Below are 22,999 nucleotides of genomic sequence, written 5' to 3'. Positions count from 1 at the left end.
TCAGCCCAGTTCCAGTTTCATGGGGATATGGATCACTCCCGATTCATCGACCACTTCGCCGTGCCCGACAAACCCGAGTTTCTCGTACAGCCCCACCGCAAAGCGCGAGGAATTCACGGTGAACACCCCCGGATTGCAGGCTTCGAGACTGGCGGCCCTGGCCGCCTGCCAGAGTGCTCTCGCCAAGCCTTTGCCCCTGGAAAGGCTCGGCCACGAATAGGTGATAAAGGTGCCGGTCGTCCCGCATGGCGACGACACCGACCAGTTCGCCGTTTTCCTCGGCGACATGGTAGCGATATCCGGATGCCAGATAGCCTCTGATGGCCGGTTCCTCCATGGAGCCGAGCAGCCGGCGTGTCGCCTCTGCGGAGAACTCGTGGGCAATGTATCTTGCTGCCAGATCACGAACGAGGGCGCTGATGCGCGGCGCATCGGTCAGTGCTGCAGGCCGAATTTTCATGAGTTCCCGATGATTCATGACGTCGAAGCTCGCTTCGCCTGCGATGACGGGCTGACGGCCTCCGAATTCCACGGATAAAGACGCGGCACAAGGAGGCTCAGAAGAGTCGCCAGTACGACGGCGACCCCGGACCCGACGAAAAACATGGTCCAACTCGTCGGCCGGATGACGCCGAGCGAGACAATGACGAACAGCATCGGAAGGTCCAGGAAGTGGGTGAATGTCGGCAGTTGTTCCGCCCGAGCGTTTTCCAGTTCCACCGTGACGGCACCGGCCGAGAGCGCCTCCTGAGTCAGCCGGCGCAAGCGCATGAAATAGAGCCGAGTGACCGTGTTGCTCTCGACGAATTCGAAAGCGAACAAGGCCACCATCCCGGCCAGCCAGGGCGTGTTGACGAAATCCCAGCCGCCGAAGAACCGGACGATCATCCACGCTCCCGACGCGAGCAAGAGCAGCGCTCCGGGAACCACGACGCCGTCATAGAACACCGCGATATTGCGGATGGCCTCTGCAAACCGGGGTAGTTCGCGGACTTGCCGTGAACGGAGATCGGATACCCACACGCCGATCAAACCACCGCCGATCAGGACGGCGCCCAACACATGGACGAATTTCAGCAAGGCGTAGGTCATTTCCATCCTCGTGTTCTTGATGGTTGCGGCTCAAAATTGGACGCATTTAGAACCTGATCCGCCGCAAGAGATTGGATAGTTTTCGCCCCAGGAAAAACAAGCAAGGAATGGTCGCCAAAATGGAAACAACCACCGCAGGACCGAACCAAATCAGTTTTTCCATTTGAATGTGGCCATCGTTAATCCCCGCACGGAGTAATAGGCTGCACACGGGAAGATTACCCAGCAATGCCGTCAGCGTGCCGGGTGCATATTGGCGAAGAGCCAGCGTCGCGAACAAATGCGGAACGAACACATTGAGCAACATCGCCAAAGCGTAACCAGCCAGCACATAAGCCGCCGTTGTCTGAGGGCCTTGCTCCGCGGAGACGTAAGCGACGCCGTACGCGGCGATTGTTAGTACGATCACCGCGAAGCGGAACTCGAACGGCCCCACCGGCATAGGCCATCGCCCGTTGCGCAGCGAGCAATTTGGCAAAAGTAACGCCTCTTCCGCATTATGCAGTGTCACCGCAAGCGCGAATAACCAACCTAGGCAGGGGTATGTCATGGGGCGATGATATGAAGCATGCCCCGGGGTGTCGACTGAGTTTCAGCGTTCATCCGGTGTTTCCGTTTCGAGATGGGGCGGGATGGCCATCACCGCATCGGCTGCCGGATGATAGTTTTCCAGTTCGCCGGGGCGGCTTTGCGGATATCGCTCAAATAGATTTCGTGATGTTTCCCGATGCGCTGGCTCCGGGAGTCGATGAAGCGATGCAGCTTGTTTATCGACGGCCCCTCCTCCGAGAACGGACCGACATGCAGGATTTGCGCGCATCGGCCTTCCTCGAAGGCTTCCAGGTGCAGTCTGGAAATGGCCGTTGGGTTCTTCTTTCTGGTCACTTCGGCCATTGCAGCCTCGACGATTTCCCGCGTAACAAAGGCAGGCTGCATGATCATCAGGGTCCATTTCCAGACCGATTTGTCATGAACGCTGAACTGCGCCATATCCTCCGCCCACCAAAGCCCTTCCAGCGGCATGACGCCATAGTCGACGGCCGTCGCTCCTTTCTTGACCATGAACTTGATGGCATACGACACGGCGAACAAGGCCTCGACCGCGTCGGAAAAGGCCTGCGAGGTGTTGGGGTCGTCTTCGCCATCCACCATCAGGTAATTCATGGTCGGGACGTCGACTTCCATAACCTTCCCGGCGGAAGGCTGGTACAGGTGCTTCATCTCTTTCTTGAGGTCGCGCTTTTCCATGGCTCTTCCAAAGTTCTTTAATAGAGGACATCAGCTCTTTGCTTCTCCGGCTCTGACTGCAGAATACCCGGGATTTGGCTTGCGACGCACGGGGGATACCGGACGGCACCGATCGGCCGTGTTCAGTAAGGCGTTCCGTTCTTGTGAGAGAATTCGTAGGCACCCCGCGTCGCCCTGGCCGCCAAATCCTCGTCCGGATAGTGTGCTTTATCCCCCGGCAGGCGGTCGCCCACTTCCAGATAGACAGCGACGCGATCGCTGCGGTTGACCAGGTGATGGCCATCCGCCTTGCCGGCCGGAAAGCCGGCGCACAAACCGACGCCGAGCGCTTGGTCGCCATTCTCCGTCACCAGCGTCAGTTCGCCTTCCAGCACATAGATGAACTCATCCTGGCGGGTATGCCAGTGCCTGACCGCGGACATCGCCCCCGGCTCCAGCCGGACGAGGTTCACGCCGAAGGTTTGCAAACCCAGCGCATCGCCGAGGGCCTGTTTGCTTCGGCCCAGGGTCAACGATCGGAGTTCTTCCGTCGGATAGATCGAGCCGGTCCTAGCGGGAACGTCGGCGGGGTCGAGGGCCGGCATTATTAGGGGTTTTTCCGTATTCATGTTTATCCATTCACGATTCTTCAAGCTCATGGCTAGGATAGCAACCCTGTTCTTGACGTCCATGCCCGATTCATGGTCGTTTCACGCCGTCCCTTTCAGTACCGACTCGTTCTCCGGCTTCCACGCCTCCACTTGAAGCCGCACCATGGCGACATGGATTTGCCCGTCGGCATCGCAGGCGCTCCCGACCTCGGCCAGGTAGCGCTGGGCGACGGCTTCGATGAACCGTTCCCGCCCTGCCGCCGGAACTCTCGATGTGTAGGGATGCCAGACCGTGCGCAGCCAGCCTATGAAGGCTTCCATGTTCCCGTGCACCATGTCCTTGTCGACCAGTTCGACCCGCCGTGGCTCCAAGCCTGCCTCCGTAAGCCAGCGCCGATAGCTTTCGGCATCGTGGAATCCGTAGGTGGATTCGAATCCCTCGAAATACTGGCGCCACGTTGGATCAGCGGCGACCGCCTCGAACGCCGCGATCAGCGCAGCGGCACTGCCTCGCCCGCCCATTTCCATAAGGCAGCGGCCACCCGGTTTCAAGGCGCGGGCAATGCCGGCCAGCGCCGGCCGCGGATCCTTGACCCAATGCAAGGCCGCATTGGAAAAGACCACGGTAAATTCCGATTGGAAAGGCAGAACCTGGGCGTCCGCTTGCTGGAATGCGAGCTTGGGACGGCCGTGGTGCGCCAGCGCATGTGCAATCATGTCGGCCGACAAGTCCACGCCGACCACACGGCCCTCGGAAACTTGCCGGGCAATGGCCGCGGTGATGCGCCCGTCGCCGCAGCCGATATCTAGAACGGTGTCGTCCGGGCGCAGGTTCAAGCCGGCCAAGAGCTCTCGCGCCCAGCGCTCCTGGCCGGCCGAATGGCGGGAATAATCCTTCGGGTTCCACTGATACATCGCTGTTCTCCTCATCGTGAATGGACGGAGGAAAGCATGCCGAAGGTGGAACCCGAGGGGAATTGATCTTCGGCTAAGGCGCCATCGCCGTGCGCGATGGCCGGAGTCAAACCGCTCCGGCCCCGAGGTGATCCACCAGCAGACGCGCTGCGGCGGACAGGCCCTCCAGGGAGCGTACGCACAGATGCAGCCGGCGCCTGGCCCAGTCGTCGTTCAAAGCCAGCGGCACCAGTCCCAGCGAGGCGGTATAAGGTGTGGTCGCGGCCTTCGGCACCACGCCGATGCCGAGTCCCGCCGCCACCATGGCGCAGACCGCATCGAAGCTGGTGACCCGTATCTTCAGATGGAGCGCGTGCTCCGCATCGGCGGCGGCGCGCAGCAGCCGGTAGTGCAAGGCGCTGTCGCTGTGCAGGCCGATGAAATCGAAATCCAGCGCCTCGCGAAAATCGATGCGCCGGCGCTGGGCCAGCGGGTGATCCGGCTGCACGAGCAGGACCAGTTCGTCTTCGCGGAAAGGGATCAGCACCAGATCATGGCCGGCGGGGATCTCGCTCACCAGCCCCAGGTCGGCGAGATTGTCGGCGACGGCTTGGGCAACGGCCCCGCTCACCTGTTCTTCCAGCTCTACCTGAATTTCCGGATGAACCGACAGGAACGAGGCGAGCGCCTGGGGCAGGAATTCGACGATGGCCGAGATATTCGCGAACACCCGCACCTGTCCCCGGATTCCCGCCGAATAGCCGCGCAGCTCCCGGTCCAACTGCCCCGCCTGATTTAGGACGGCGCGGGCGCGGGCGAGCAAGGCAAGACCGGCCGGCGTAGTCGCGACGCCCTTGCTGCTGCGCAGCAGCAACGCCGTACCATAGGCGGCTTCCAGATCGGACAAGCGCTTGCTGATGGCCGAGGCTACGGTGTGGCACTGATCGGCCGCCTTGGCGATGCTGCCGGTCTCGGCCACGGCGATGAACAATTCCAGATCCTTCAGATCGAAGCGCATGTTTGCGGCCGGGATGAAGATCTGAAGGGCATGACGTGTTTCAGTCGGCTAGCGGCCAGCCGGTGCCGGCCCCATAAGGACTCACGCATCGTCATCGACGCGTTCGGTCTTCAGAAACCGGAAGATGGCCGGGTTTTCGCAGCCGGCGGCATTGAAGCGCAGCCAGGGGGAGGCTTCCTGCTGGGGCCGGAACAGCGCGCCCGGCGCCAGCATGATGCCCTGTTTGGCCGCCGCCGTGGCCAGTGAGGTAGCGTTCTCGGACGCTTGTCGGCGCGCCCAGATGAACAAGCCATCCTCCGTGTCCTGATAGATTTCCAGACCGCTCTGCTCCAGGCTTCTGACGGCCTCGCCCCGCACCTTGCGCAGGCGCGAGCGCAGCTTTTCCAGATGCTTGCGGTAATAGCCGTCGGTGAGGAGTTCATAGACCAGCCGCTCGTCGATTTCCGAGGTGGTCAGGCTGGTGAGCAGCTTGAGGTCGGTCAGGCTCTCGGCGATTTCGTATTTGCAGGCCAGGAAACCGACCCGAAGGCTCGCGGACACGGTCTTGGAAAAGCTGCTGACGAACAGCACCCGCTCCAGCTGATCGAGGGTGGCCAGGCGCGTGGCCTGTCCCGTCAGCAGGTCGCCATAGATGTCGTCCTCCACGATCAGCAGATCGTAACGCTCGGCCAGTTGAAGCACCCGGTGGGCGACCGCCTGGCTGATGCTGACTCCGGTGGGGTTGTGCAGCAGTGTGTTGGTGAAAAAAATCTTCGGCCGGTGTTCCTGGATCAGGTTTTCCAGCGCGGAAGTGTCCGGCCCCTGGGTGGTCCAGGGCACGCCCACCAGCCTCGCCCCCGTGAGCTTGAGGTGGCCGAACAGGGTGTAATAACCCGGATCGTCCACCAGCACGGCGTCGCCCGGTTTGACGAACAGCCGGCTGATCAGATCCAGGGCGTGGGTGGCGCCGCGGGTGGTGACGATCTGCCGGGGCGCGCAGCCGATGCCCTGGTCTTCGAGCCGCCGGGCCAACAGCGACCGCAAGGGTTCGTGGCCGCCCGGCAGGCCGTAGCCAGTCAGATGCGAGCCGCTCTTGCGGGCGAGCGTGCGCAGGCTGCGCTGGATGCCGGCACCGTCCATCCATTCGCCGGGCAGCCAGCCGGCGGCGGGCATGGCGATGTGGGGCTGCTCCTGCAAGGCGTTGCGCAGCAGCCAGAGCACATCCATGGCGCGCTCCAGCTGGCAGGACTGACTGGCCGCTGCGCTGGACTCCTGGCGCGGGGGCACATAAAACCCCGAGCCCTGCCGGGATTTGAGATAGCCCATGGCCACCAGCCGATCGAAAGCCTGGACCACGGTGAACTTGCTGACCCGGTGGCTGACCGCGAAATGCCGGATCGAAGGCAGGCGCGTACCGGGCCGCAGGGCCCGTTCGTCCACGCGCTGCTTGATGCCAGCCACGATCTGCTCGATCAGGGGACGGCTGTCGTGGGGATCGATATCGAGAGAATTCATGACTGTATTGTCTCCGCAGCCAGTACAGGCTGGCCGGATGTAGGAGCAACTGTATCTGTATTGTCCGCGTCAGGAGCCTTATTGTATGGTCAACGGGGTGGAGAAACACGCTGTCAACGAGGAGCCATCATGAAACTGTACGACATGGAACCATCCGGCAATTGCTACAAGACAGCCCTGCCCGGCTGCGTGGGGATGCCGGGACTGTGACCATGAACCCGCCGCTGTCCCGCCGCGCGGCGCGGCTCACCAGCTCCCTCATACGTGACATCCTGCAGGTGACCCAGCGGCCGGGCGTGATTTCCTTCGCCGGCGGCTTGCCCGCGGAGGAACTGATGCCGGTCCTGGACTTCACCGGCCTCGCCGGAGACTGCCGGCAATACGGCCCCAGCGAAGGCGAGTCCGCCCTGCGCCGCCTCATCGCGGAAAGCCTGTCCACGCTGGGTATGGACTGCGGCGGCAACCAGGTTCTGGTGACCTCCGGTTCCCAGCAGGGCATCGACCTGGTGGGCAAGCTGTTCGTCGACGAAGGCTCGCCGGTGTTGCTGGAAGCGCCCACCTATCTGGCCACCATTCAGGCGCTGGGCGTGTACGGCGCGGAGTTCCAGGGGCTGCCCCTGGCTGACGACGGCATCGATCCGGATGCGCTGCGCCGGGCCATCGTGCGCCGCCGACCGGCCTTCATCTATCTCATCCCGACCTTCCAGAACCCCTCCGGCTGTTGTTACCCGGACGACGTCCGGCGTGCCGTGGCCAAGATTCTCGACGAAACCGGCATACCGCTGATCGAAGACGATCCCTATCGCGATCTCGCCTACCAGCCGGCCGAGCGGACGCCGATCTGCACCTATCTGCAGCGGGCGCCCTGGGTGTATCTGGGCAGTTTCTCCAAGATCACTGCGCCGGGATTGCGGGTCGGATATCTCGCCGCCTCGCCCTCGCTGTTTCGCGGATTGGTGCGGCTCAAGCAATCCAGCGACCTGCACACCAATCGGCTCGGCCAGGTCTGGCTCACGCGGTTTTTGAGCTCGGACGGGTTCGACGCACACCTGGCGCGCATGATCGAAGTCTACCGGGAGCGGCGCGATGCGATGCAGGCCGCCCTGCTGCGCCATTTCGCAGGGCTGGCCCAATGGCAGGCGCCCGCCGGTGGGCTGTTCTTCTGGCTACGTTTGACCCTGGAGTGCGACACCCTGGCCGCACTCCAGGCAACCTTGGCGCGCGATGTGGCGTTCATGCCGGGGGAGCTGTTCTTTCCCGCCGGGAGCCTGCGCTACCCGGCCGTGCGGCTGAATTTCAGCCACGCGGCGCCGGACAAGATCGAACAGGGCGTCGCCGTGCTCGGCGAACTCTTGGGCGAGCTCGCCAGTGGCGTTCCAAGGCAGCGCGAGCAGACCTCGGCAACCGTATGAACCTTTTTCCACACGAAGGAATTCCCATGAGCCTGACCCTGATCATCGGCAACAAGAACTACTCGTCCTGGTCCCTCAGGCCCTGGCTGTTCGGCCGCTTTGGCATTGTCGATGCCATGTACGCACCGGTGGCCTTGCGCATTCATACCTATCAACTGGACGGACGCAGGGCCGTTGGCGCAGGAATACGTAGACACGGTGCCCGGCCATCCGGCCGTGGCGGATTTAAACGGCCTTCTATTTCGGCGTGCAAGGTCATCCGACAAACGGTCGCTTTCTTGATGTCGCGCGGGATAGCAAACCGATGTCTGCGAACCCAGGCGAATTCAAAAGCAAGCTTCGGAGTGTAAGGTCTGCAAGGGGTAGATACCTTATGCCTACCTTGTAGATTGGACCTGAAACCGATGAAAGTGCCCGACACTCCGAATATGACCGACGCGAATGCCTGCTGGGCCGCCGTGCTCGCCCGCGACCCGGCAGCGGATGGCCGGTTTGTCTATTCGGTGAAAACCACCGGCGTCTACTGCCGACCGTCCTGTCCGTCACGCCGACCCAACCGGAAAAACGTTCGCTTTCATGATAGTCGGGCCGAGGCCGAACGCGCGGGTTTCCGCCCTTGCCGCCGTTGCAGGCCCGATGAGCCCCCCTTGGCGGAACAGCAGGCTGCCGTGGTCACCGCCATCTGCCGGCAACTCGAAACCGCGGACGAGATTCCGAGCCTCGCCGAACTGGCCTCGCGGGTAGGTCTGAGCTCTTACCATTTCCATCGAATCTTCAAATCTGTCACCGGCCTGACGCCCAAGGCTTATGCCGCCGCCCACCGGGCCGGGCGCCTGCGGAGCGAGCTGGAACGGAGCGGCAGCGTGACGGAGGCCATCTACGATGCCGGTTACAACTCCAGCGGCCGTTTCTATGAAGAGTCGCAGCGTGTTCTGGGCATGACGCCTTCCCGCTACCGGGCCGGAGGTGCCGGCACCGAGATTCGCTTTGCTCTGGGTGTCTGCTCGTTGGGCTCCATCCTGGTGGCCATGAGCCCCCGCGGGGTTTGCACCATCGCCTTGGGCGACGACCCGGAAACCTTGGTCCGCGACCTGCAGGACCGCTTTCCCAAGGCTCAACTGGTCGGCGGGGACGAATCTTTTGAGCGCTTCGTCGCGCAAGTGGTGGGCTTCGTCGAAGCACCGGCCCTGGGACTGGATCTGCCTTTGGACATCCGCGGTACCGCCTTCCAGCAGCGGGTCTGGCAGGCGCTGAGGGAAATCCCGTTTGGCAGCCAGGCGAGTTACAGCGAGATTGCCCGGCGCATCGGCGCCCCCAAGGCCGTGCGCGCCGTGGCCGGTGCCTGTGCCGCCAATACCCTGGCCGTGGCGATCCCCTGCCATCGTGTGGTGAGGACCGACGGCGATCTGTCCGGTTACCGCTGGGGCATCGCGCGCAAGGCCGAACTGTTGCGGCGGGAGCGCGAGCCGTGAGCTTCGAGTCTTCCGTCACCTTAAACCTCCCGGCCGATTTCCGCCGCGAAGACATTCTTAAATTTCACCGGCGCGACCGATTGGGGGTGGCCGAACGGGTCCAGGATGGCGTGCTGCGGAAAGGCATCGCCTGGGACGGTCGTCCGGCCTGTCTGTGTATCCGGTTCGATAGAGACCGCGCGGAGGTCGCCTTGAGCATCGACGGTGAGCCGGCCGGGCTTGATGGCGGTGCCTTGCTCGCCATGGCCAGGCGCATGCTGGGCCTGACCCAGCCCATAGCCGCCTTCGAGGAGGCCCACCGCGCCCATCCGCAACTGGGCAAGCTGATCGCACGGCAGCGAGGCTTACGCGTACCGCTCACCGCCACGCCTTTCGAAGCGCTGACCTGGGCCATTACCGGCCAGCAGATCAGCGTGGCCGCGGCGGTGGCCATGCGGCGGAATTTGATTGAGGCGGCGGGTTTGCGGCACGTCAACGGTCTCTTCTCCTATCCGGATGCGAATGCGATCGCCGCCTTGAGCGAAGAAGAGCTGGGCCGTGCCGGCTACTCGAAAGCCAAAGCCCAAACCCTGAGTCTCCTCAGCCGCTTGGTGTCTAACGGCGAACTTCCCCTGAACGCCTGGCTGACCGGCGCTCCGCCGGTCGATGAAATCCGCGAGCGGCTTTCCACCATTCGCGGTATCGGTCCCTGGACCATCGATTACGCCTTGTTGCGCGGCTACGGCTGGCTGGACGGCTCGCTCCACGGCGATGCCGGAGTCCGGCGCGGACTGCAGGGGCTGCTGGCCATGCCGGACAAAATCACCGAAGACCAGGCCAGGCGCTGGTTGACCCCGTTCGCTCCCTGGCGCGCCCTGGTGGCCGCCCATCTGTGGACATACTCGGCGGAAAACTGACACGTTCCGATGAAACGGGTCGAATCCTACGATCGGGAACACGTGGCCCGCGAACTGAACGACCAGGGCAACGCGGTGCTTGAACGGTTGTTGCCAGCCGACGAATGCCGTGACCTCGCGGAGCTTTATTCCGATGAGCACCGCTTCCGCAGCCGTATCGTCATGTCGCGGCACGGATTTGGACGAGGCGAGTACCGGTATTTCCGCTATCCCCTGCCGGATTGTGTCGAAAGCCTCCGAACCGAGCTTTACTCCCATCTTGCACCGATCGCCAACCAGTGGAATGAAGCCATGAGTTTGGCCGTTCGCTATCCGGCAACGCTTCCGGAATTTCTGCTGCGTTGCCAGGCTGCCGGACAAGGACGGCCCACGCCCTTGCTGTTGCGGTACGGGGCAGGCGATTACAACTGCCTTCATCAGGACCTCTACGGTGAGGAGGTCTTTCCCTTGCAGGTGGCCGTGCTGCTGTCCGAGCCGGGATCAGACTTTACCGGCGGCGAGTTCGTGATGACCGAACAGCGTCCCCGGATGCAGTCGCGGGTGGAGGTCGTGCCCTTGCGGCAAGGTGATGCCGTGGTCTTCGCCGTTCACCACCGTCCGGTGGCTGGGACGCGCGGACACCACCGCGTCAATCTCCGTCACGGCGTCAGCCGCATCCGTTCCGGGGCCCGGTACACCCTCGGAATCATTTTTCACGACGCTGGCTGAGACCCGTAAATTCAAAAGCAATATCCGGGGTTTCGCGTCACGGGATTTGGTTCAGACTACCCCGACCTTCAACACAGGAGAGAACGAATTGAGGACGAAGATTTGGATCGCGCTGCTGGCGGTTTATGGGGTCTGGGGATCGACCTATCTGGTCATCCGATTTGCAGTGGAGACCCTGCCGCCATTCCTGTCGGCGGGCCTGCGCTTTCTGGTCTCCGGCGGGATTTTGCTACTCTGGCGATACGCGGCCGGCGATGCCTTGCCGAGGCTCCGGCAGTGGCGGTCGGCCGCCATCGTCGGCACCCTGCTGCTGCTCGGCGGCAACGGCTTGGTCTGCTGGGCCGAGCAGACCGTCCCTTCAGGCGTGGCAGCGCTGATGATCGGTGCGGTGCCGATGTTCCTGGTTCTGGCCGATGCGTTCCGGCCGAAAGGCGCCAGGCCCACGGGCCGAGTGATCATCGGATTGGCCGTCGGTTTCTGCGGCATCTACCTGCTGGTTGGCCCATCGGACTTTTCCTTTGGGCTGCAGTGGAATGCGCTGGGCGTGGCTGCCCTTCTTCTCGCAGGTCCGCTCTGGGCCATCGGTTCCGTGTACAGCAAGACGGCCGATCTGCCGAAGTCGGCCTTGATGACCACGGGCGCGGAAATGCTCACCGGCGGTTTTTCCTTGATGATCGCCAGCGGTCTCAGCGACGAATGGACGGGATTCAGCTTCACCCAGGTTTCCAACCACTCGTGGCTGGCCTTGGCGTATCTCACCGCCTTCGGCTCCATGGTCGGCTTCGTCGCCTACATCTGGCTGTTGCAGAATGCGCCGATCCCGCTGGTGGCGACCTATGCCTACGTCAACCCGCTGGTTGCGGTGTTCCTGGGCAACTGGTTCGCGCAGGAACTACTGACACCGCGCATCCTGTGCGCGGCGGCGATCATCATCGGAGCGGTGGTCTTCATCAACCGCGCGCCCAAGGCCCGGGCCCGAAAACCGGCGCCGGTGGCGATGCGCCGGGAAACCAGAGCCCAACTGGCTATGAAACGGAATCCGACGAGAGCCAGGGATGAGATGGCCAAGGGCTCATTCGAGGCGGCTCATGATCCACATCAGTCGCTCGACGGCGGCATCGATCCGCTCCGAGGGGATCATACCGTAACCCAGGACCAAGCCGTTGGGCGGGGGCTTCCCGAGCGCGTATCGTTCGAGCGCATGGAGACAAATGCCATCGGCCGCCGCTGACGCCACCAATGCGCTGGCCGGATTGTCCTGCCGCAGCTCCACTGTCAGGTGCAGGCCCACCGCGTCCCCCAACGGCTGCAGCCGATCACCGCCGTGTCGCGACAGGGCCCGGAGCAGGACCGCACGACGCTGTGCGTAGATCTTGCTCATCTTGCGCACATGGCGGGCCAAGTGGCCTTCGTCGATGAAAGCCGCCAGGGTGTCTTGGGATGGCGTCGGGCAATGCCAGTCGGCGCACCCCTTGGCGGCGACGAGCGCGTCCCGCGCCCAAGGCGGTGCCACCACAAACCCCAGGCGCAGTTCCGGGAACAGGCTCTTGGAGAAGGTCCCGACGTAGCAAACCGAGCCACTTGTATCGAGCGTCTGCAGGGCATCAAGGGGCCGGCCACTCAGGCGAAACTCGCCGTCATAGTCGTCTTCCACCACCACAGCCCCCCTTTCCTGCGCCCATTCGAGCAGGGCAACGCGACGCTGCGCCGACAGGGTGAGCCCCAAGGGAAACTGGTGGGAAGGTGTGACGCAGACCACCCGGGCGTCGGACGGCAGGCAATCAACCCTCAATCCTTCCGCATCCACCGGGACAGCGGCTACTCCGGCGCCGGCGGCGTTGAAGGCATCCCTCAGCGGCGGATAACCGGGGTCTTCGACCGCGACCGTCGTTCGGCCGGGTGTGACCAGGATGCGGGCCAGCAGATCGAAAGCCTGCTGAGCGCCTGCGGTGACCACGATCTGTTCCGGCGAACAGGAAACCGCACGGGCGAAGGAGACGTGCTTGGCGATCGCCGTCCGCAGTGCGAGCCGGCCCTGCGGGTGGTCGTAGACCGACGGCATCTTCGACCAGTCCCTCAGCCCTCTGGCGGACAGGCGCCGCCATACCGGCAAGGGGAACGCCGATTTGTCGGGGAGCCCGGGCCTGAAGTCGAAGTCGAAAGCCCCGTCGACCGCAGGCAGCGTGGGCCGAGCCTGTCGCCAGGCTTCGTTCAGGCGGCTGTCCGGCCCGGCCGGCGGACGCTGAGATGAGCGTGGGGTGATGGGCGCCACATAGGTTCCCGAGCCCGGTCGAACCACCAGATAGCCTTCGCTCAGTAACAGGTCGTAGATGGCCAACGCGGTATTGCGCGAAACACCGACCGCTGCGGCAAAGTCCCGGGTCGAAGGCAGCCGTGTGTCGGGCTGGATGCGGCCGTCGAGGATCGCCGCCCGCAGCTGACCATGCACGGAGCGCAGCAGTTCCTGGGAACCCTTGGGCGGCAGGGTGATGGGCAGTTGGAAAGGTGGCTCCATGTTTTTTTTCATTTATGGTCCTTTTAGGGAATCAGTCGCGGCTTTATTGTGCCAGCACCGTCACCTCACCAGAAAAGGAGCATCCCATGTCGGCCATCGAACCATTCATCCCTGCAGTGGCAGACAACCCGCAATTGCCGTGGATTCCAACGAGCCCTGGCATTTCCAAGAAGCTGCTGGCCCTGTTTCCCGAACGCGGGGAATGGGTCACGCTGCTGCGACTGAAGCCGGGGGTCCGCATCCCACTGCATCGGCACCAGGGCGAAGTTCACGGCTATCTCCTCAGCGGAAGCCGGCGCATCGAACCGGAAGGACGACTGCTGGGTCCCGGCGATTACCAATACGAGCCGGCCGGCCATGTCGACACCTGGCGCGCTCAAGGCGATGAACTTCTGGTGAGCCTGTTCTTCGTGCGCGGGGCGGTGGAATATCTGGCTGAGGACGGCTCCGTCCTGCGCCGGGAAACGGCCACCACCAACACCGAAGAATACCGCTGCGCCTGCGCCAAGCAGGGTCTCGCCCCGCTCGATCTGAATCGCTGATCGCGGGTCTCGCAATTTCCAGAACAGGTGTGCCGATCATGTTCCCATCCCAAATTTCCGCTGCCGATCATCACCCCAGAAAGCGCGTGTCGGTCCGGGACTGCGAGATCAGCTACGTCGATGTTGGCGAAGGCGATCCTATCGTCTTCCTGCATGGCAACCCGACCTGGTCCTACCTCTGGCGCAACATCATTCCCCACGTGCAGAACCTCGGCCGCTGCCTGGCCCCGGACCTGGTGGGCATGGGGCAGTCCACGCCGGGGTCAGGCTACCGATTCGTTGACCATGCGAAGTACCTGGATGCCTGGTTCGAGACCGCAGGCATCGGCAGCCGGGTGATCCTGGTGGTCCACGACTGGGGTTCCGCCCTGGGCTTCCACTGGGCCCGCCGTCACCCGGAACGGGTGCAGGGCATCGCCTATATGGAAGCCCTGGTGCAGCCCAGGCTATGGGACGATTCCCCCCCGCCGCGGGAGCATCTTTTCCGCGTTCTGCGATCGGACGAAGGCGCTCGCATGGTGGCGGAGGAAAACTTCTTCATCGAGACCGTGCTACCGAAAAGTGTCCTGCGGAGTTTGTCCGAGGAAGAAATGGCGGGCTACCGGTCGCCTTTCCCAACACCAGCCTCCCGGCTGCCGACGCTGGCCTGGGCGCGCGAGCTGCCCATCGACGGCGAGCCTGCGGATGTCACTGAGGTGGTCGAGACCTACGGCGCCTGGCTCGCTGCGAGTGACATTCCCAAGCTGTTCATCAACGCCGAGCCGGGCGCTCTGCTGGGACCGCGTGCACGTGAATTCTGCCGGTACTGGCCGAACCAGACCGAGATCACCGTACCGGGGATCCATTATCTGCAGGAGGATTCGCCCCAAGAGATCGGCGCGGCGCTGGCACAGTTCGTCATGGCTATCCGGGCTGCACCGGGCCCGGCAAACATCGGCGGCGGCAGGAGGGCCGGCGCAGCGACCGACCCGGGGCACAGCGCCTGAAACCCATTTTCCCGATCCAAACCAGGAGAAAAACATGCAAGTCAAATCCTATCTATTTTTCGACGGCCGCTGCGAAGAAGCGCTGGCTTTCTACCACAAGGCGCTGGATGCCGAAGTAACCATGCTGAAACGTTACAAGGAGAATCCCGATCCCTCCAGGGAAGACCGCGCACCGGTGTGCGATTCCGAGGACAAGATCATGCACTGCGAGTTCCGCATCGGTGAGACCACCGTACTGGCTTCCGACGGCCGATGCCAAGGACAGCCGAGCTTCCAGGGTTTTGGCCTAGCGCTTTCCGTCCCCGACGAGGCCAAGGCCGAGCAGACGTTCGACGCCTTGGTCGATGGCGGGCGGGTGCAGATGCCGTTGGGCAAGACCTTCTTTTCACCCCTCTTCGGGATGGTCATCGATCGTTTCGGCGTGCTGTGGATGATTCTCGTAAGGAAATAAGTCTGGCCCTGCCAGCTTCGTAGGCGAGATCCGCAGTGATATGCCGGCAAGCGTACGGCAGCCCTTTCCGTTCGCGGATTCGTTGAATCCCAGATGCTGTAGCTCTTCGGGTGAGATGGAGAGTGGCGGCGATGACAGAACTGGAAGCGTATTGGTCCGCGCCCTTAGCGGAGATCGAGCAGGAAGAGGTCATGATCGATCTTCACTGCAAATCATGCATTTCAAGCACACAGAAGGCATCGCTTTTTCCTGTGAGAAGTCACCGTGATGGGCCATCCGAAATCTCGCCGCTCGCTGGCACAGTGCTTCCGCCGCAGGTAACGTTAGGACTGGTGGATTGTTCGATGTTGCCACACCTCGATCACGAGATGCTGCCAGAGAATTCCATGGCTCATGCGGAAAAATGGGCCGCCGGCATACGTGTGCCGGCGTACGCCATGGACGATCAGGCCGCCATCTAAGTGATCGATGGCATGGTCGAGGTTATTTTCCGAAGGCCATTGGAAACGATTTATGCCTTAATGGGCGGAGTGAGAGTTTGCTGGAGGACGATGATGAGGCGGCAGGCAATGCAGCCTACCCTAAGTCGAGATTCATCGTTGCGAGTATCCGCAACAGATTCAAAGGCGCGCCGCCAAACCAGGCGCGGCACCTGACCCGACCCACGACTGAGCTGCGTCGGCTGCCTGTAATCGGCTGTTGCGGGGACAAGCGAAAAATTTGCGTCATAACACAGGAGATCGGAAAGATGACTGTAGACGTACCCAAGGGACAGGCAGGGTGCCCGTCTGGATTCATCGGCAAGCTCGTCGGTCATATCATGAATTGGTACAACCGGCAGGATAACGACTGGACGATTTCCTTGCTCGACGTGCAGCCCGCCGATCAAGTATTGGAAATCGGCTTCGGTCCGGGCCAGGCCATCGAGTGCGCCGCCCAGCACGTCTCCCATGGCTTCATTGCGGGTGTTGACCTGTCGGCGACCATGGTTGAACAGGCAAAGCGTCGCAACGCCTCGTACGTACGCATGGGCCGCGTGGAACTGCGCCAAGGGGACGTCGCCGCCTTACCGTATGAAAATGCATCGTTCGACAAAATCTTCGCGGTCAACTGTATCTACTTTTGGCCGGAACCGATGCGCGCCTTACGCGAGATGCATCGCGTACTCAGGGCGCAAGGGCTGCTGGCTATCACGGTGCGAGTCAAGCAACACGCTCCCTATTCGCTTTATACGGGCGACAAGCTGACGGCCATGCTGAGCGAAGCAGGTTTCCGGCAGGCGCGATTCCAAAACGGACCCAATCCCGGACATCCCATTGGCTGTGTTTTAGGCATCAAATAATTCCGCGACGGAAACATTCGCCTGCGCACGTGCCTGGCCGCCCGCCTCTCATCGGGACCGATCTTACCCGGATTGGGTCGCGGATACCGCGCCCGCAGGGGCCCGACAGGAGAGTCGGGCAACATTGGGCTAGGAGAGGGCTTTGCGTCGTGACATTGCTTTCATTAGGCTCAGTAACAACACCCGTGGTTCCCTCTTGCAGCGGGCTAACCCTTCGCTGCACCCGAAGGTTATTAAAGGAGATGTCTTGACGCAGTATTTGGTTGCTATTCACCACCCCGATGACTACGAGCCGTCCGTTGCATAGGACGAAGCGATGTCCCGCAACATTAACATTTCATCACGATTGAGGAGTGACGCATGGGTAAGCCAGCAAAGAACACGATTTGCCTTTGGTACGATGGCGACGCCGAGGAAGCGGCGCGGTTTTACGCCAAGACCTTTCCCGATTCATTCGTCGGCGAGGTGCACCGCGCACCGGGAGACTTTCCCTCCGGGAAGGAAGGAGATGTGTTGACGGTCGAGTTCACCGTGATGGGCATTCCCTGCCTCGGGCTCAACGGCGGACCGTCGGTCAAGCACAATTGGGCGTTCTCGTTTCAGATCACGACCGCCGACCAGGCCGAAACGGATCGTTATTGGAACGCCATCGTCGGCAACGGCGGTGAAGAGAGCGCGTGCGGCTGGTGCAAGGATAGATGGGGATTGTCCTGGCAGATTACGCCGATCGCCCTGACGGAAGCGGTCACCGATCCCGATCGCGCTGCTGCCAAGCGTGCGTTCAACGCGATGATGCAGATGAAAAAGATCGACATCGCTGCAATCGAGGCGGCGCACCGAGGTTGAGGTGGCATCTTTAAGGCGTGCATCGCGGAAGGCACAAGGGCACATAACGGGAGGAGCCAAACCCGCTCGGTCCTGGACCTTCGGTTCAACCGAGAGGAGACCATATTCGCGGCATACGAGAAGGGATATGACGACGCTCCGTCGAAGCCGTAAAACGGCCACATGACATTGTAAGTAGTCCATAAACCCCATCCTTTTGTTGCGGTGCTGATTCGCGGATGCTGTAGGCCTTCGGAACCTGCGGAGGTCGAGTCCGATGACAGAGCGAGCAGCATGGTCGGCGTACTAGGCGGCGGTCGAGCGGGAAGAGTCGAGATCGATTTTTTCTGTAAATCATGCATCTCAAGCACGCAGAAAGCGTCGTTTTTCATGTGAGGAGGCATCATGAACGCAGATGAATTAGCCATCCGAAATCTCGTCGCCCATTGGCACAGTGCTTCCGCCGCCGGTGATGTGGAAGCAGTCCTGCGCCTTATGGACGAGGATGTTGTTTTTCTTGTCGCGGGTCATCCTCCCATGAAAGGTCGCAGCTCTTTCGCAGAAGGGCTGCGCGGATTGTTGGCCTCGCACCGCATCGAATCCACGAGTGAAATCCAGGAAATAGAAGTCTCGGGGCATCTGGCCTATTGCTGGACCGTGCTCAACGTTCGGGTCATACCAAAGGCTGGCGGTCGTCCGGTGATTCGGTCAGGCAGTGCCGTATCCATTCTCCATAAGCAGACCAATGGTTCGTGGCTGGTGGTTCGCGATGCAAACCTATTGGCCATGGCAACGTGATGCGCAATCTTTCGACCGCAAGTCCGATGACCGAAGCGCTTCATGCGAATGGCCCGAATGCCGAGCATCGAGAGAAACTCATGCAGTTCGGCCGCCTGGTCGGCAGTTGGGACATCGATGTGATCTACTACGGCGAATCGGGGAAGGTACGGCGCCGAACACCAGGAGAGTGGCACTTTGGCTGGGCGCTTGAAGGCCGAGCTATCGAGGATGTCTGGATAGTCCCGCCACGCTCGCAACGACCATCGGAAGGGCGGGCTCCTGGGGAGTATGGTGTCACGTTAAGATTCTACGATCCTGGGATGGGTGCTTGGAGGTCAACCTGGCATGGCCCTGTGAACGGCATCGTTTGGCCCTTCATTGCGCGGCAGGTCGGCGAAGAGATGGTCCTGGAGCGGACCCAAGAGGATGAAAGTCTTAGCCGCTGGATATTCAGCGAAATGGAGCCGGATTCATTCCACTGGCGCGCGGTCACCTCAACGGATGGCGGAAAGACATGGCGGCTTGAACAGGAGATGTTTGCAAAGCGCCGCCATTGAGAGCCTGCGTCCGCTGCTTCAGCGTCACGTAGTAATTCCGCTCGGGCAAGGCGATTTGATGCCGCCTCAGCCTTCGCCGCTCATCACCATGGCGCCGTATTCTTCCGGCGTAATCGTGCCGCCCAGTTTTTCGGCAATGCCCTGGTCACGTGCCGGTAGGACATCCTGCAAGGCATCAATACGCTTCCATTGTGGCCCCGGTGTCTCACATCCGGGTTGCGGTGCGTACTTTGAAGTCGCCACCCGCTGGTAGGGATGTATATAGCGCGGGCAATTGATGAAAATCTCGGCAACCGTCACCCGCACCACCAGTTCGGCCTCGTGGAACTCTTCGAGCAGCGGGTCGCTGCGGTCGATGCGGGCTTCGCCATGCACGCGTATGCGGTGCGGGGTTTCAAAGTCGATGAACAGCATGCCGACCTTGCCGTTTTCGGTGATGTTGCCCATGGACAGGAACATGCCGTTGCCGTCGTAGCTGGGGAAGGCGATGGTCTTGCTGTCCAGCACCCGCACAAAGCCCGGCGGGCCACCCTTGTAGGAGCAGGTGGGGTAGCCGCGATGGTCGATGGTGGTGAGGAAGAACAGGTCGCGGCTTTCGATGAAGCCCCGGTGCTCTTCGGCGATTTCCTGCTGGACGATGATGTTCTTGACCCGGTCCGCCATGCGGGCGGTATCGAAGGACTGTTGCAAGGCAAGATGCTGGCTGCCGTAAAGGTCGCTCATGGAAACTCCTGGGGCAAGTTAAAAGGGAGCGCCAGACAGCGCGATTTCCGCAATGGACGATGCCCGACAGTATGCTCGACTCCGTTTCTTTCCGCTGTCCCGAGGCGGAACGAAAACTTGACTGAAACGGCGGTGTCGTCGTTTACATCCACCCGCCGCGCTTCTACCATCGGCATCCGGTCTCTACCACGATGAGGCGCCAGGAGCCATGGAGCTACCGACGTCGACGGCAATCACTCTTTCGACCACCGAGGTGCCGAAGCGGGAACGGCTGGCGTGGCTGCGCGAGGTCATTGACCTGGTCAAGTGATAGCGGACACCCCAGTTAAGCGGCATTGGCCAAATGGCCGTTCTTCTCAAATTCGTCCGGGCTGCGATAACCCAGGAACGAATGCAGACGGCGACAGTTGTAGAACATCGTGATGTACTCGACGATATCCCGGCGCGCTTCTTCTCGAGTCTGGTAACTCCGCCAATGGACCCGTTCGGATTTGAGCGAGCCAAAGAAGCTCTCGACCACAGCGTTATCCCAACAATCGCCCTTGCGACTCATGCTGCCTGTCATCCCATACGCCTGCAGCAGGCCCCGAAACGCCCGGCTGGCATACTGCACGCCTTGATCAGAATGATGCAGCAGTTGACCCCGGGGCGGTTGCCGGCGCCACAGCGCCATCCGGAGCGCGTCACATGCCAAGGCGCTGGTGAGGCGCTTTCCCAGAGACCAACCCACGACCTTGCGGGCGTATAGGTCAATCACGACGGCCAGATACAACCAGCCTTCGGCCGTCCAGACATAGCTGATGTCCGAGGCCCATACCCGGTCCGGCGCTGCTACTCGGAAACCCCGCTGCAGCCGATTCGGAAACACGGGCTGGCTGTGTGCGCTGTTTGTCGTCACCCGATACCGGCGGCGATAGCGCACCCACACCCCAGCCTCGCGCATCAGTCCACGTGCCTGATAGCGGCCGACCCGGTAGCCTAGTCGTCCCAGCTCCCGTGCCATGCGCCGCGAGCCATAAACGTGGTCCGAGTCGGCCGCCAATTGGCGCACTGCGTCCAGTTTCGCCTGGCGCATCGGATCTGGACCGCGCTGCGGTCGCCGGACGAAGGCGTAGTAGCCCGCCCGGCTCACCCCCAGCACACGGCACAATCGTTTCACGGAATAAGCCTTCTTCGCCTGATCAATGAACTGATATCTCAGCCCACTTCCTTCGCGAAGAAGGCCGCCGCCTTTACCAGAATATCGCGCTCCTGCTTCAGCCTACGGTTCTCGTCCCGCAGTCGCCGCAGCTCTTCCTGCTCTGCCGTCCGTTTGCCATTCCCCCGAAACGCTTCCTGCTCATCCACCCGGTATTCTTGAATCCATCGCCCCAGCATCTTCGGGTTGATCCCCAGGTTGCGACCGGCTTCGGCCTGGGTGTACCCGTGTTCGGTCACCAGCCTCACCGCGTCCAGCTTGAATTCCTTCGTATAGCGTTTTCTTGTCATCATCTCTCACCTCAGTTGTAGAGCTTAACTCCTTAACTCAGGTGTCTGCTGGCATTGGACCACGTCACATCGGCCGGGAGTACATCAAGGTCGAAATTAGTCCGCCCGCCGACGGCTGCCTGTTCAACGAGATGGCGATCCATCCCTGGGAGGACCTGCGGCTGTCAGTCATCCGGTCGAGCGCCATCGCCATCGAACGGCTCGCCGGTGAGCCGTACCAGGTCAGCCAGGATGCCTACTTCGCGGTGGTCCTGCTCTCCGGCCGATACGCGCTGGAACAGCAGGGACGGGAGGTTTTCCTCAAGCCCGGTGACATCGCCTTTTACGACGCCACGCGCCCTCACCGCATCCACTGCCCGGGAAGCATTTCCAAGCTGATCGTTTCCGTTCCGCGGACGATGCTGCGGGATCGGATTGCCGGCATGGAACACTGTACGGCGCTGCGGATTCCGGACCATGAGGGGATAGGCCTTGTGGCATCCCAGTTCCTCCGCTGCGCGGCCGGCCAAGCCGGCGGTCTGAATCCGCGCGAGTTCCTGCCGCTCGCCCAACCATCGCTGGAATGGCTGGCCCTGGCCGCGGTATCGGTACGTCCGCTGGAGATCCACCGCTTCCGTAGCCGGTCGCTCTCGCTGCATCGGGTCAAGGATTTCGTCGAGCGGCACCTGGCCGACCCGGACCTGAATACCATATTGGTCGCAAAAGCCGTCGGTCTATCGTCCCGCTACGTCAATGCTCTGTTCGAGGACGAGGGAAACTCCCTGATGCGCCACGTCTGGCAGCGCCGGCTGGAAAAATGCCGCCAAGACTTGGAGGACCCCGCACACGCCGGCCATCGCCTGTCGGAGATCGCATTCCGCTGGGGGTTCAACGACTTGTCACACTTCAGCCGTGCATTCCGGCAGCGCTTCGGCTGCTCGCCAAGGGAGTATCGGCGGCAGGCCCAAGGGCGAATTATTCCATCAGACTGATGCGAGCGGCGGTTGGGAAGGTAACTTCACTCAGCCAGTGTTTCTGTGGGCATGACCGCTGGCGGCTCGGCAACATCCGACCCATCACCTGCATCGCCGACCTCCGGGGCCAGCATGTTGGATTCCATGCCGTCGCTGCTATCGCCGGTGGCCTCCCGAACCTCGGCCTCCTTACCCCGCCTTCCGGCCGATGCCCTTGCCCGGCGTTCGATCGCCACGATGCGCCGGCCGAGTCGCAGCAGCCTTTGTTGCCACTGATAAACGCCATCTGAGCGTTGCTTGTTGCTCAACACGCCGCACAGCCATAGGGCGTCCAGGGCGATCATCAGTTCGTCCATTTTTTGCAGTAAGGCCACGAACTGGGCGACCTGGGGCGAGACGATGCGGACTTCGACCTGCTCCGGGTTGGTGTAGCGGGGAGAGGACGTGATGCCGTTGTCCTCACGGAGTTTCTCGATACGCCCCCTCTCGTTCTGAATATCCTTGGCGCATTCGCCGATCATCGCGCCGACCATGCCTTCCACTTCGTCGATCTCCCGGTCGTCGCCGATGATGCGAAGGATCACGTCGATCGCATAAAGGGAACTCACCACCCGGGGAAACTCCCGTTCGAACACCCGCTGCGCCTGTTCGCTCTGGATGGTGATGCGCTGGTCGAATACCGGCCGGCTGTAGGCGCGGTTCTTGGCTTCTGCCATGGGGTTGTCCTCGGGTCGCTGATGAATGCCAGTTCGCGATCCTAGCCTAGCCCTCCAGACCTCGGCTGGATAAAAGCTGCGGTGAAAGACGCATCTATTCCGACACGGCCCCGCACACTCACGTAGTACAACATCCCTCGATTTTGATCCTTCCCGTTTTTTGGAAGATCAGAACCCTGCGGCTTTCCTTGTAGAGTCTCAGGGAGCGCAAGCTGGGCGCTCAACAAGAACAGCCATCCTTCATCAACCCCATCCGGGCGTCATGCCCGGACCGGGGTTCATGGCGCTCATCCCTTC

Annotated in this window: 26 protein-coding genes and 2 pseudogenes; 15 read left to right on the top strand and 13 right to left on the bottom strand. The window is 61.9% G+C overall.

Features of this window, described 5'->3' with window-relative positions:
* From ACWJKU_RS14050 to ACWJKU_RS14010, 9 genes and pseudogenes are all read right to left on the bottom strand, one after another.
* Positions 1–288: a GNAT family N-acetyltransferase gene (locus ACWJKU_RS14050; RefSeq protein ID WP_454143126.1), complete on the bottom strand. Its 288-nt coding sequence runs from the start codon at positions 286–288 to the stop codon at positions 1–3.
* Positions 239–460, bottom strand: a pseudogene (locus ACWJKU_RS14045) (N-acetyltransferase family protein); the annotation flags it as partial. The gene ACWJKU_RS14050 and the pseudogene ACWJKU_RS14045, both read right to left, overlap by 50 nt.
* 14 nt (positions 461–474) lie before the next feature.
* Positions 475–1,092 (bottom strand): DUF2269 domain-containing protein, encoded by a 618-nt coding sequence (locus ACWJKU_RS14040; RefSeq protein WP_454143124.1) that lies wholly within the window; start codon positions 1,090–1,092, stop codon positions 475–477.
* 46 nt (positions 1,093–1,138) lie between these two features.
* Positions 1,139–1,642 carry an HXXEE domain-containing protein gene (locus tag ACWJKU_RS14035; protein WP_454143122.1) on the bottom strand — a complete coding sequence of 168 codons (504 nt, stop codon included), beginning with the start codon at positions 1,640–1,642 and terminating at the stop codon, positions 1,139–1,141.
* Between the two features lie 89 nt (positions 1,643–1,731).
* Positions 1,732–2,340, bottom strand: coding sequence for a GyrI-like domain-containing protein (locus ACWJKU_RS14030; RefSeq protein ID WP_454143120.1), 609 nt, complete (start codon positions 2,338–2,340; stop codon positions 1,732–1,734).
* A gap of 122 nt (positions 2,341–2,462) precedes the next feature.
* Positions 2,463–2,948, bottom strand: coding sequence for a cupin domain-containing protein (locus ACWJKU_RS14025; protein WP_454143118.1), 486 nt, complete (start codon positions 2,946–2,948; stop codon positions 2,463–2,465).
* 81 nt (positions 2,949–3,029) lie between these two features.
* Entirely contained in the window at positions 3,030–3,845 is an 816-nt protein-coding gene (locus ACWJKU_RS14020; RefSeq protein WP_454143116.1) for a class I SAM-dependent methyltransferase, read from the bottom strand.
* Between the two features lie 106 nt (positions 3,846–3,951).
* Positions 3,952–4,842, bottom strand: coding sequence for a LysR substrate-binding domain-containing protein (locus ACWJKU_RS14015; RefSeq protein WP_454143114.1), 891 nt, complete (start codon positions 4,840–4,842; stop codon positions 3,952–3,954).
* Between the two features lie 81 nt (positions 4,843–4,923).
* Positions 4,924–6,336 carry an aminotransferase-like domain-containing protein gene (locus ACWJKU_RS14010; RefSeq protein ID WP_454143112.1) on the bottom strand — a complete coding sequence of 471 codons (1,413 nt, stop codon included), beginning with the start codon at positions 6,334–6,336 and terminating at the stop codon, positions 4,924–4,926.
* 296 nt (positions 6,337–6,632) lie between these two features.
* Between ACWJKU_RS14010 and ACWJKU_RS14005 the strand changes: the two genes are divergently transcribed.
* The 6 genes and pseudogenes from ACWJKU_RS14005 to ACWJKU_RS13980 form a co-directional block, all read left to right on the top strand.
* Positions 6,633–7,748, top strand: a complete 1,116-nt coding sequence (locus tag ACWJKU_RS14005; RefSeq protein ID WP_454143110.1) for an aminotransferase-like domain-containing protein — start codon at positions 6,633–6,635, stop codon at positions 7,746–7,748.
* 26 nt (positions 7,749–7,774) lie between these two features.
* Positions 7,775–8,098, top strand: coding sequence for a hypothetical protein (locus ACWJKU_RS14000; protein ID WP_454143108.1), 324 nt, complete (start codon positions 7,775–7,777; stop codon positions 8,096–8,098).
* A gap of 78 nt (positions 8,099–8,176) precedes the next feature.
* Positions 8,177–9,220, top strand: coding sequence for a bifunctional DNA-binding transcriptional regulator/O6-methylguanine-DNA methyltransferase Ada (gene ada / locus ACWJKU_RS13995; protein ID WP_454143106.1), 1,044 nt, complete (start codon positions 8,177–8,179; stop codon positions 9,218–9,220).
* Entirely contained in the window at positions 9,217–10,116 is a 900-nt protein-coding gene (locus ACWJKU_RS13990; protein WP_454143104.1) for a DNA-3-methyladenine glycosylase family protein, read from the top strand. Before ada ends, ACWJKU_RS13990 begins: the two co-directional genes overlap by 4 nt.
* 9 nt (positions 10,117–10,125) lie before the next feature.
* Positions 10,126–10,824, top strand: a complete 699-nt coding sequence (locus tag ACWJKU_RS13985; protein WP_454143102.1) for a 2OG-Fe(II) oxygenase — start codon at positions 10,126–10,128, stop codon at positions 10,822–10,824.
* Between the two features lie 46 nt (positions 10,825–10,870).
* Positions 10,871–11,767, top strand: a pseudogene (locus ACWJKU_RS13980) (EamA family transporter); the annotation flags it as partial.
* Between the two features lie 129 nt (positions 11,768–11,896).
* On the opposite strand, the gene pdxR reads toward ACWJKU_RS13980, so the two are convergent.
* Positions 11,897–13,351 (bottom strand): MocR-like pyridoxine biosynthesis transcription factor PdxR, encoded by a 1,455-nt coding sequence (pdxR, locus tag ACWJKU_RS13975; RefSeq protein ID WP_454143100.1) that lies wholly within the window; start codon positions 13,349–13,351, stop codon positions 11,897–11,899.
* 74 nt (positions 13,352–13,425) lie between these two features.
* Here pdxR and ACWJKU_RS13970 point away from each other — a divergent pair, with 74 nt between their 5' ends.
* From ACWJKU_RS13970 to ACWJKU_RS13935, 8 genes are all read left to right on the top strand, one after another.
* On the top strand, positions 13,426–13,881 hold the full coding sequence (locus ACWJKU_RS13970; protein ID WP_454143098.1) for a 2,4'-dihydroxyacetophenone dioxygenase family protein: 456 nt from the start codon (positions 13,426–13,428) through the stop codon (positions 13,879–13,881).
* A gap of 38 nt (positions 13,882–13,919) precedes the next feature.
* Positions 13,920–14,867, top strand: a complete 948-nt coding sequence (locus ACWJKU_RS13965) for a haloalkane dehalogenase (RefSeq protein WP_454143096.1) — start codon at positions 13,920–13,922, stop codon at positions 14,865–14,867.
* Positions 14,868–14,901: 34 nt separating this feature from the next.
* The gene (locus ACWJKU_RS13960; RefSeq protein ID WP_454143094.1) at positions 14,902–15,318 is read left to right on the top strand and encodes a VOC family protein; all 417 of its coding nucleotides are present in this window, start codon (positions 14,902–14,904) and stop codon (positions 15,316–15,318) included.
* 131 nt (positions 15,319–15,449) lie between these two features.
* Entirely contained in the window at positions 15,450–15,779 is a 330-nt protein-coding gene (locus ACWJKU_RS13955; RefSeq protein ID WP_454143092.1) for a hypothetical protein, read from the top strand.
* A 287-nt stretch (positions 15,780–16,066) separates the two neighbouring features.
* On the top strand, positions 16,067–16,660 hold the full coding sequence (locus ACWJKU_RS13950) for a class I SAM-dependent methyltransferase (protein WP_454143090.1): 594 nt from the start codon (positions 16,067–16,069) through the stop codon (positions 16,658–16,660).
* Positions 16,661–17,020: 360 nt separating this feature from the next.
* The gene (locus ACWJKU_RS13945) at positions 17,021–17,506 is read left to right on the top strand and encodes a VOC family protein (RefSeq protein ID WP_454143089.1); all 486 of its coding nucleotides are present in this window, start codon (positions 17,021–17,023) and stop codon (positions 17,504–17,506) included.
* A gap of 384 nt (positions 17,507–17,890) precedes the next feature.
* On the top strand, positions 17,891–18,283 hold the full coding sequence (locus tag ACWJKU_RS13940; RefSeq protein ID WP_454143087.1) for a YybH family protein: 393 nt from the start codon (positions 17,891–17,893) through the stop codon (positions 18,281–18,283).
* Between the two features lie 26 nt (positions 18,284–18,309).
* Positions 18,310–18,822 carry a hypothetical protein gene (locus tag ACWJKU_RS13935; RefSeq protein WP_454143085.1) on the top strand — a complete coding sequence of 171 codons (513 nt, stop codon included), beginning with the start codon at positions 18,310–18,312 and terminating at the stop codon, positions 18,820–18,822.
* 66 nt (positions 18,823–18,888) lie between these two features.
* Here the strand turns inward: ACWJKU_RS13935 and ACWJKU_RS13930 are convergent, their stop codons facing one another.
* Together ACWJKU_RS13930 and ACWJKU_RS13925 are read right to left on the bottom strand one after the other, a co-directional pair.
* Positions 18,889–19,545, bottom strand: coding sequence for a pyridoxamine 5'-phosphate oxidase family protein (locus ACWJKU_RS13930; RefSeq protein ID WP_454143083.1), 657 nt, complete (start codon positions 19,543–19,545; stop codon positions 18,889–18,891).
* A 325-nt stretch (positions 19,546–19,870) separates the two neighbouring features.
* A protein-coding gene (locus ACWJKU_RS13925; protein ID WP_454142624.1) for an IS3 family transposase occupies positions 19,871–21,036 on the bottom strand; the annotation gives its coding sequence in 2 pieces (ribosomal slippage) (positions 19,871–20,781 and positions 20,781–21,036; 1,167 coding nt in all).
* Positions 21,037–21,074: 38 nt separating this feature from the next.
* On the opposite strand from ACWJKU_RS13925, the gene ACWJKU_RS13920 reads away from it, so the two are divergent.
* Positions 21,075–22,004 (top strand): helix-turn-helix domain-containing protein, encoded by a 930-nt coding sequence (locus ACWJKU_RS13920; protein ID WP_454143081.1) that lies wholly within the window; start codon positions 21,075–21,077, stop codon positions 22,002–22,004.
* 26 nt (positions 22,005–22,030) lie between these two features.
* Here the strand turns inward: ACWJKU_RS13920 and ACWJKU_RS13915 are convergent, their stop codons facing one another.
* Positions 22,031–22,702, bottom strand: coding sequence for a hypothetical protein (locus ACWJKU_RS13915; RefSeq protein ID WP_454143079.1), 672 nt, complete (start codon positions 22,700–22,702; stop codon positions 22,031–22,033).
* Positions 22,703–22,999: the final 297 nt, after the last annotated feature.

The sequence above is a fragment of the Methylocaldum sp. MU1018 genome (assembly GCF_053646775.1).
Note: the sequence above shows the minus strand (reverse complement) of the source record. Positions and strands in the feature narration are given on the sequence as shown.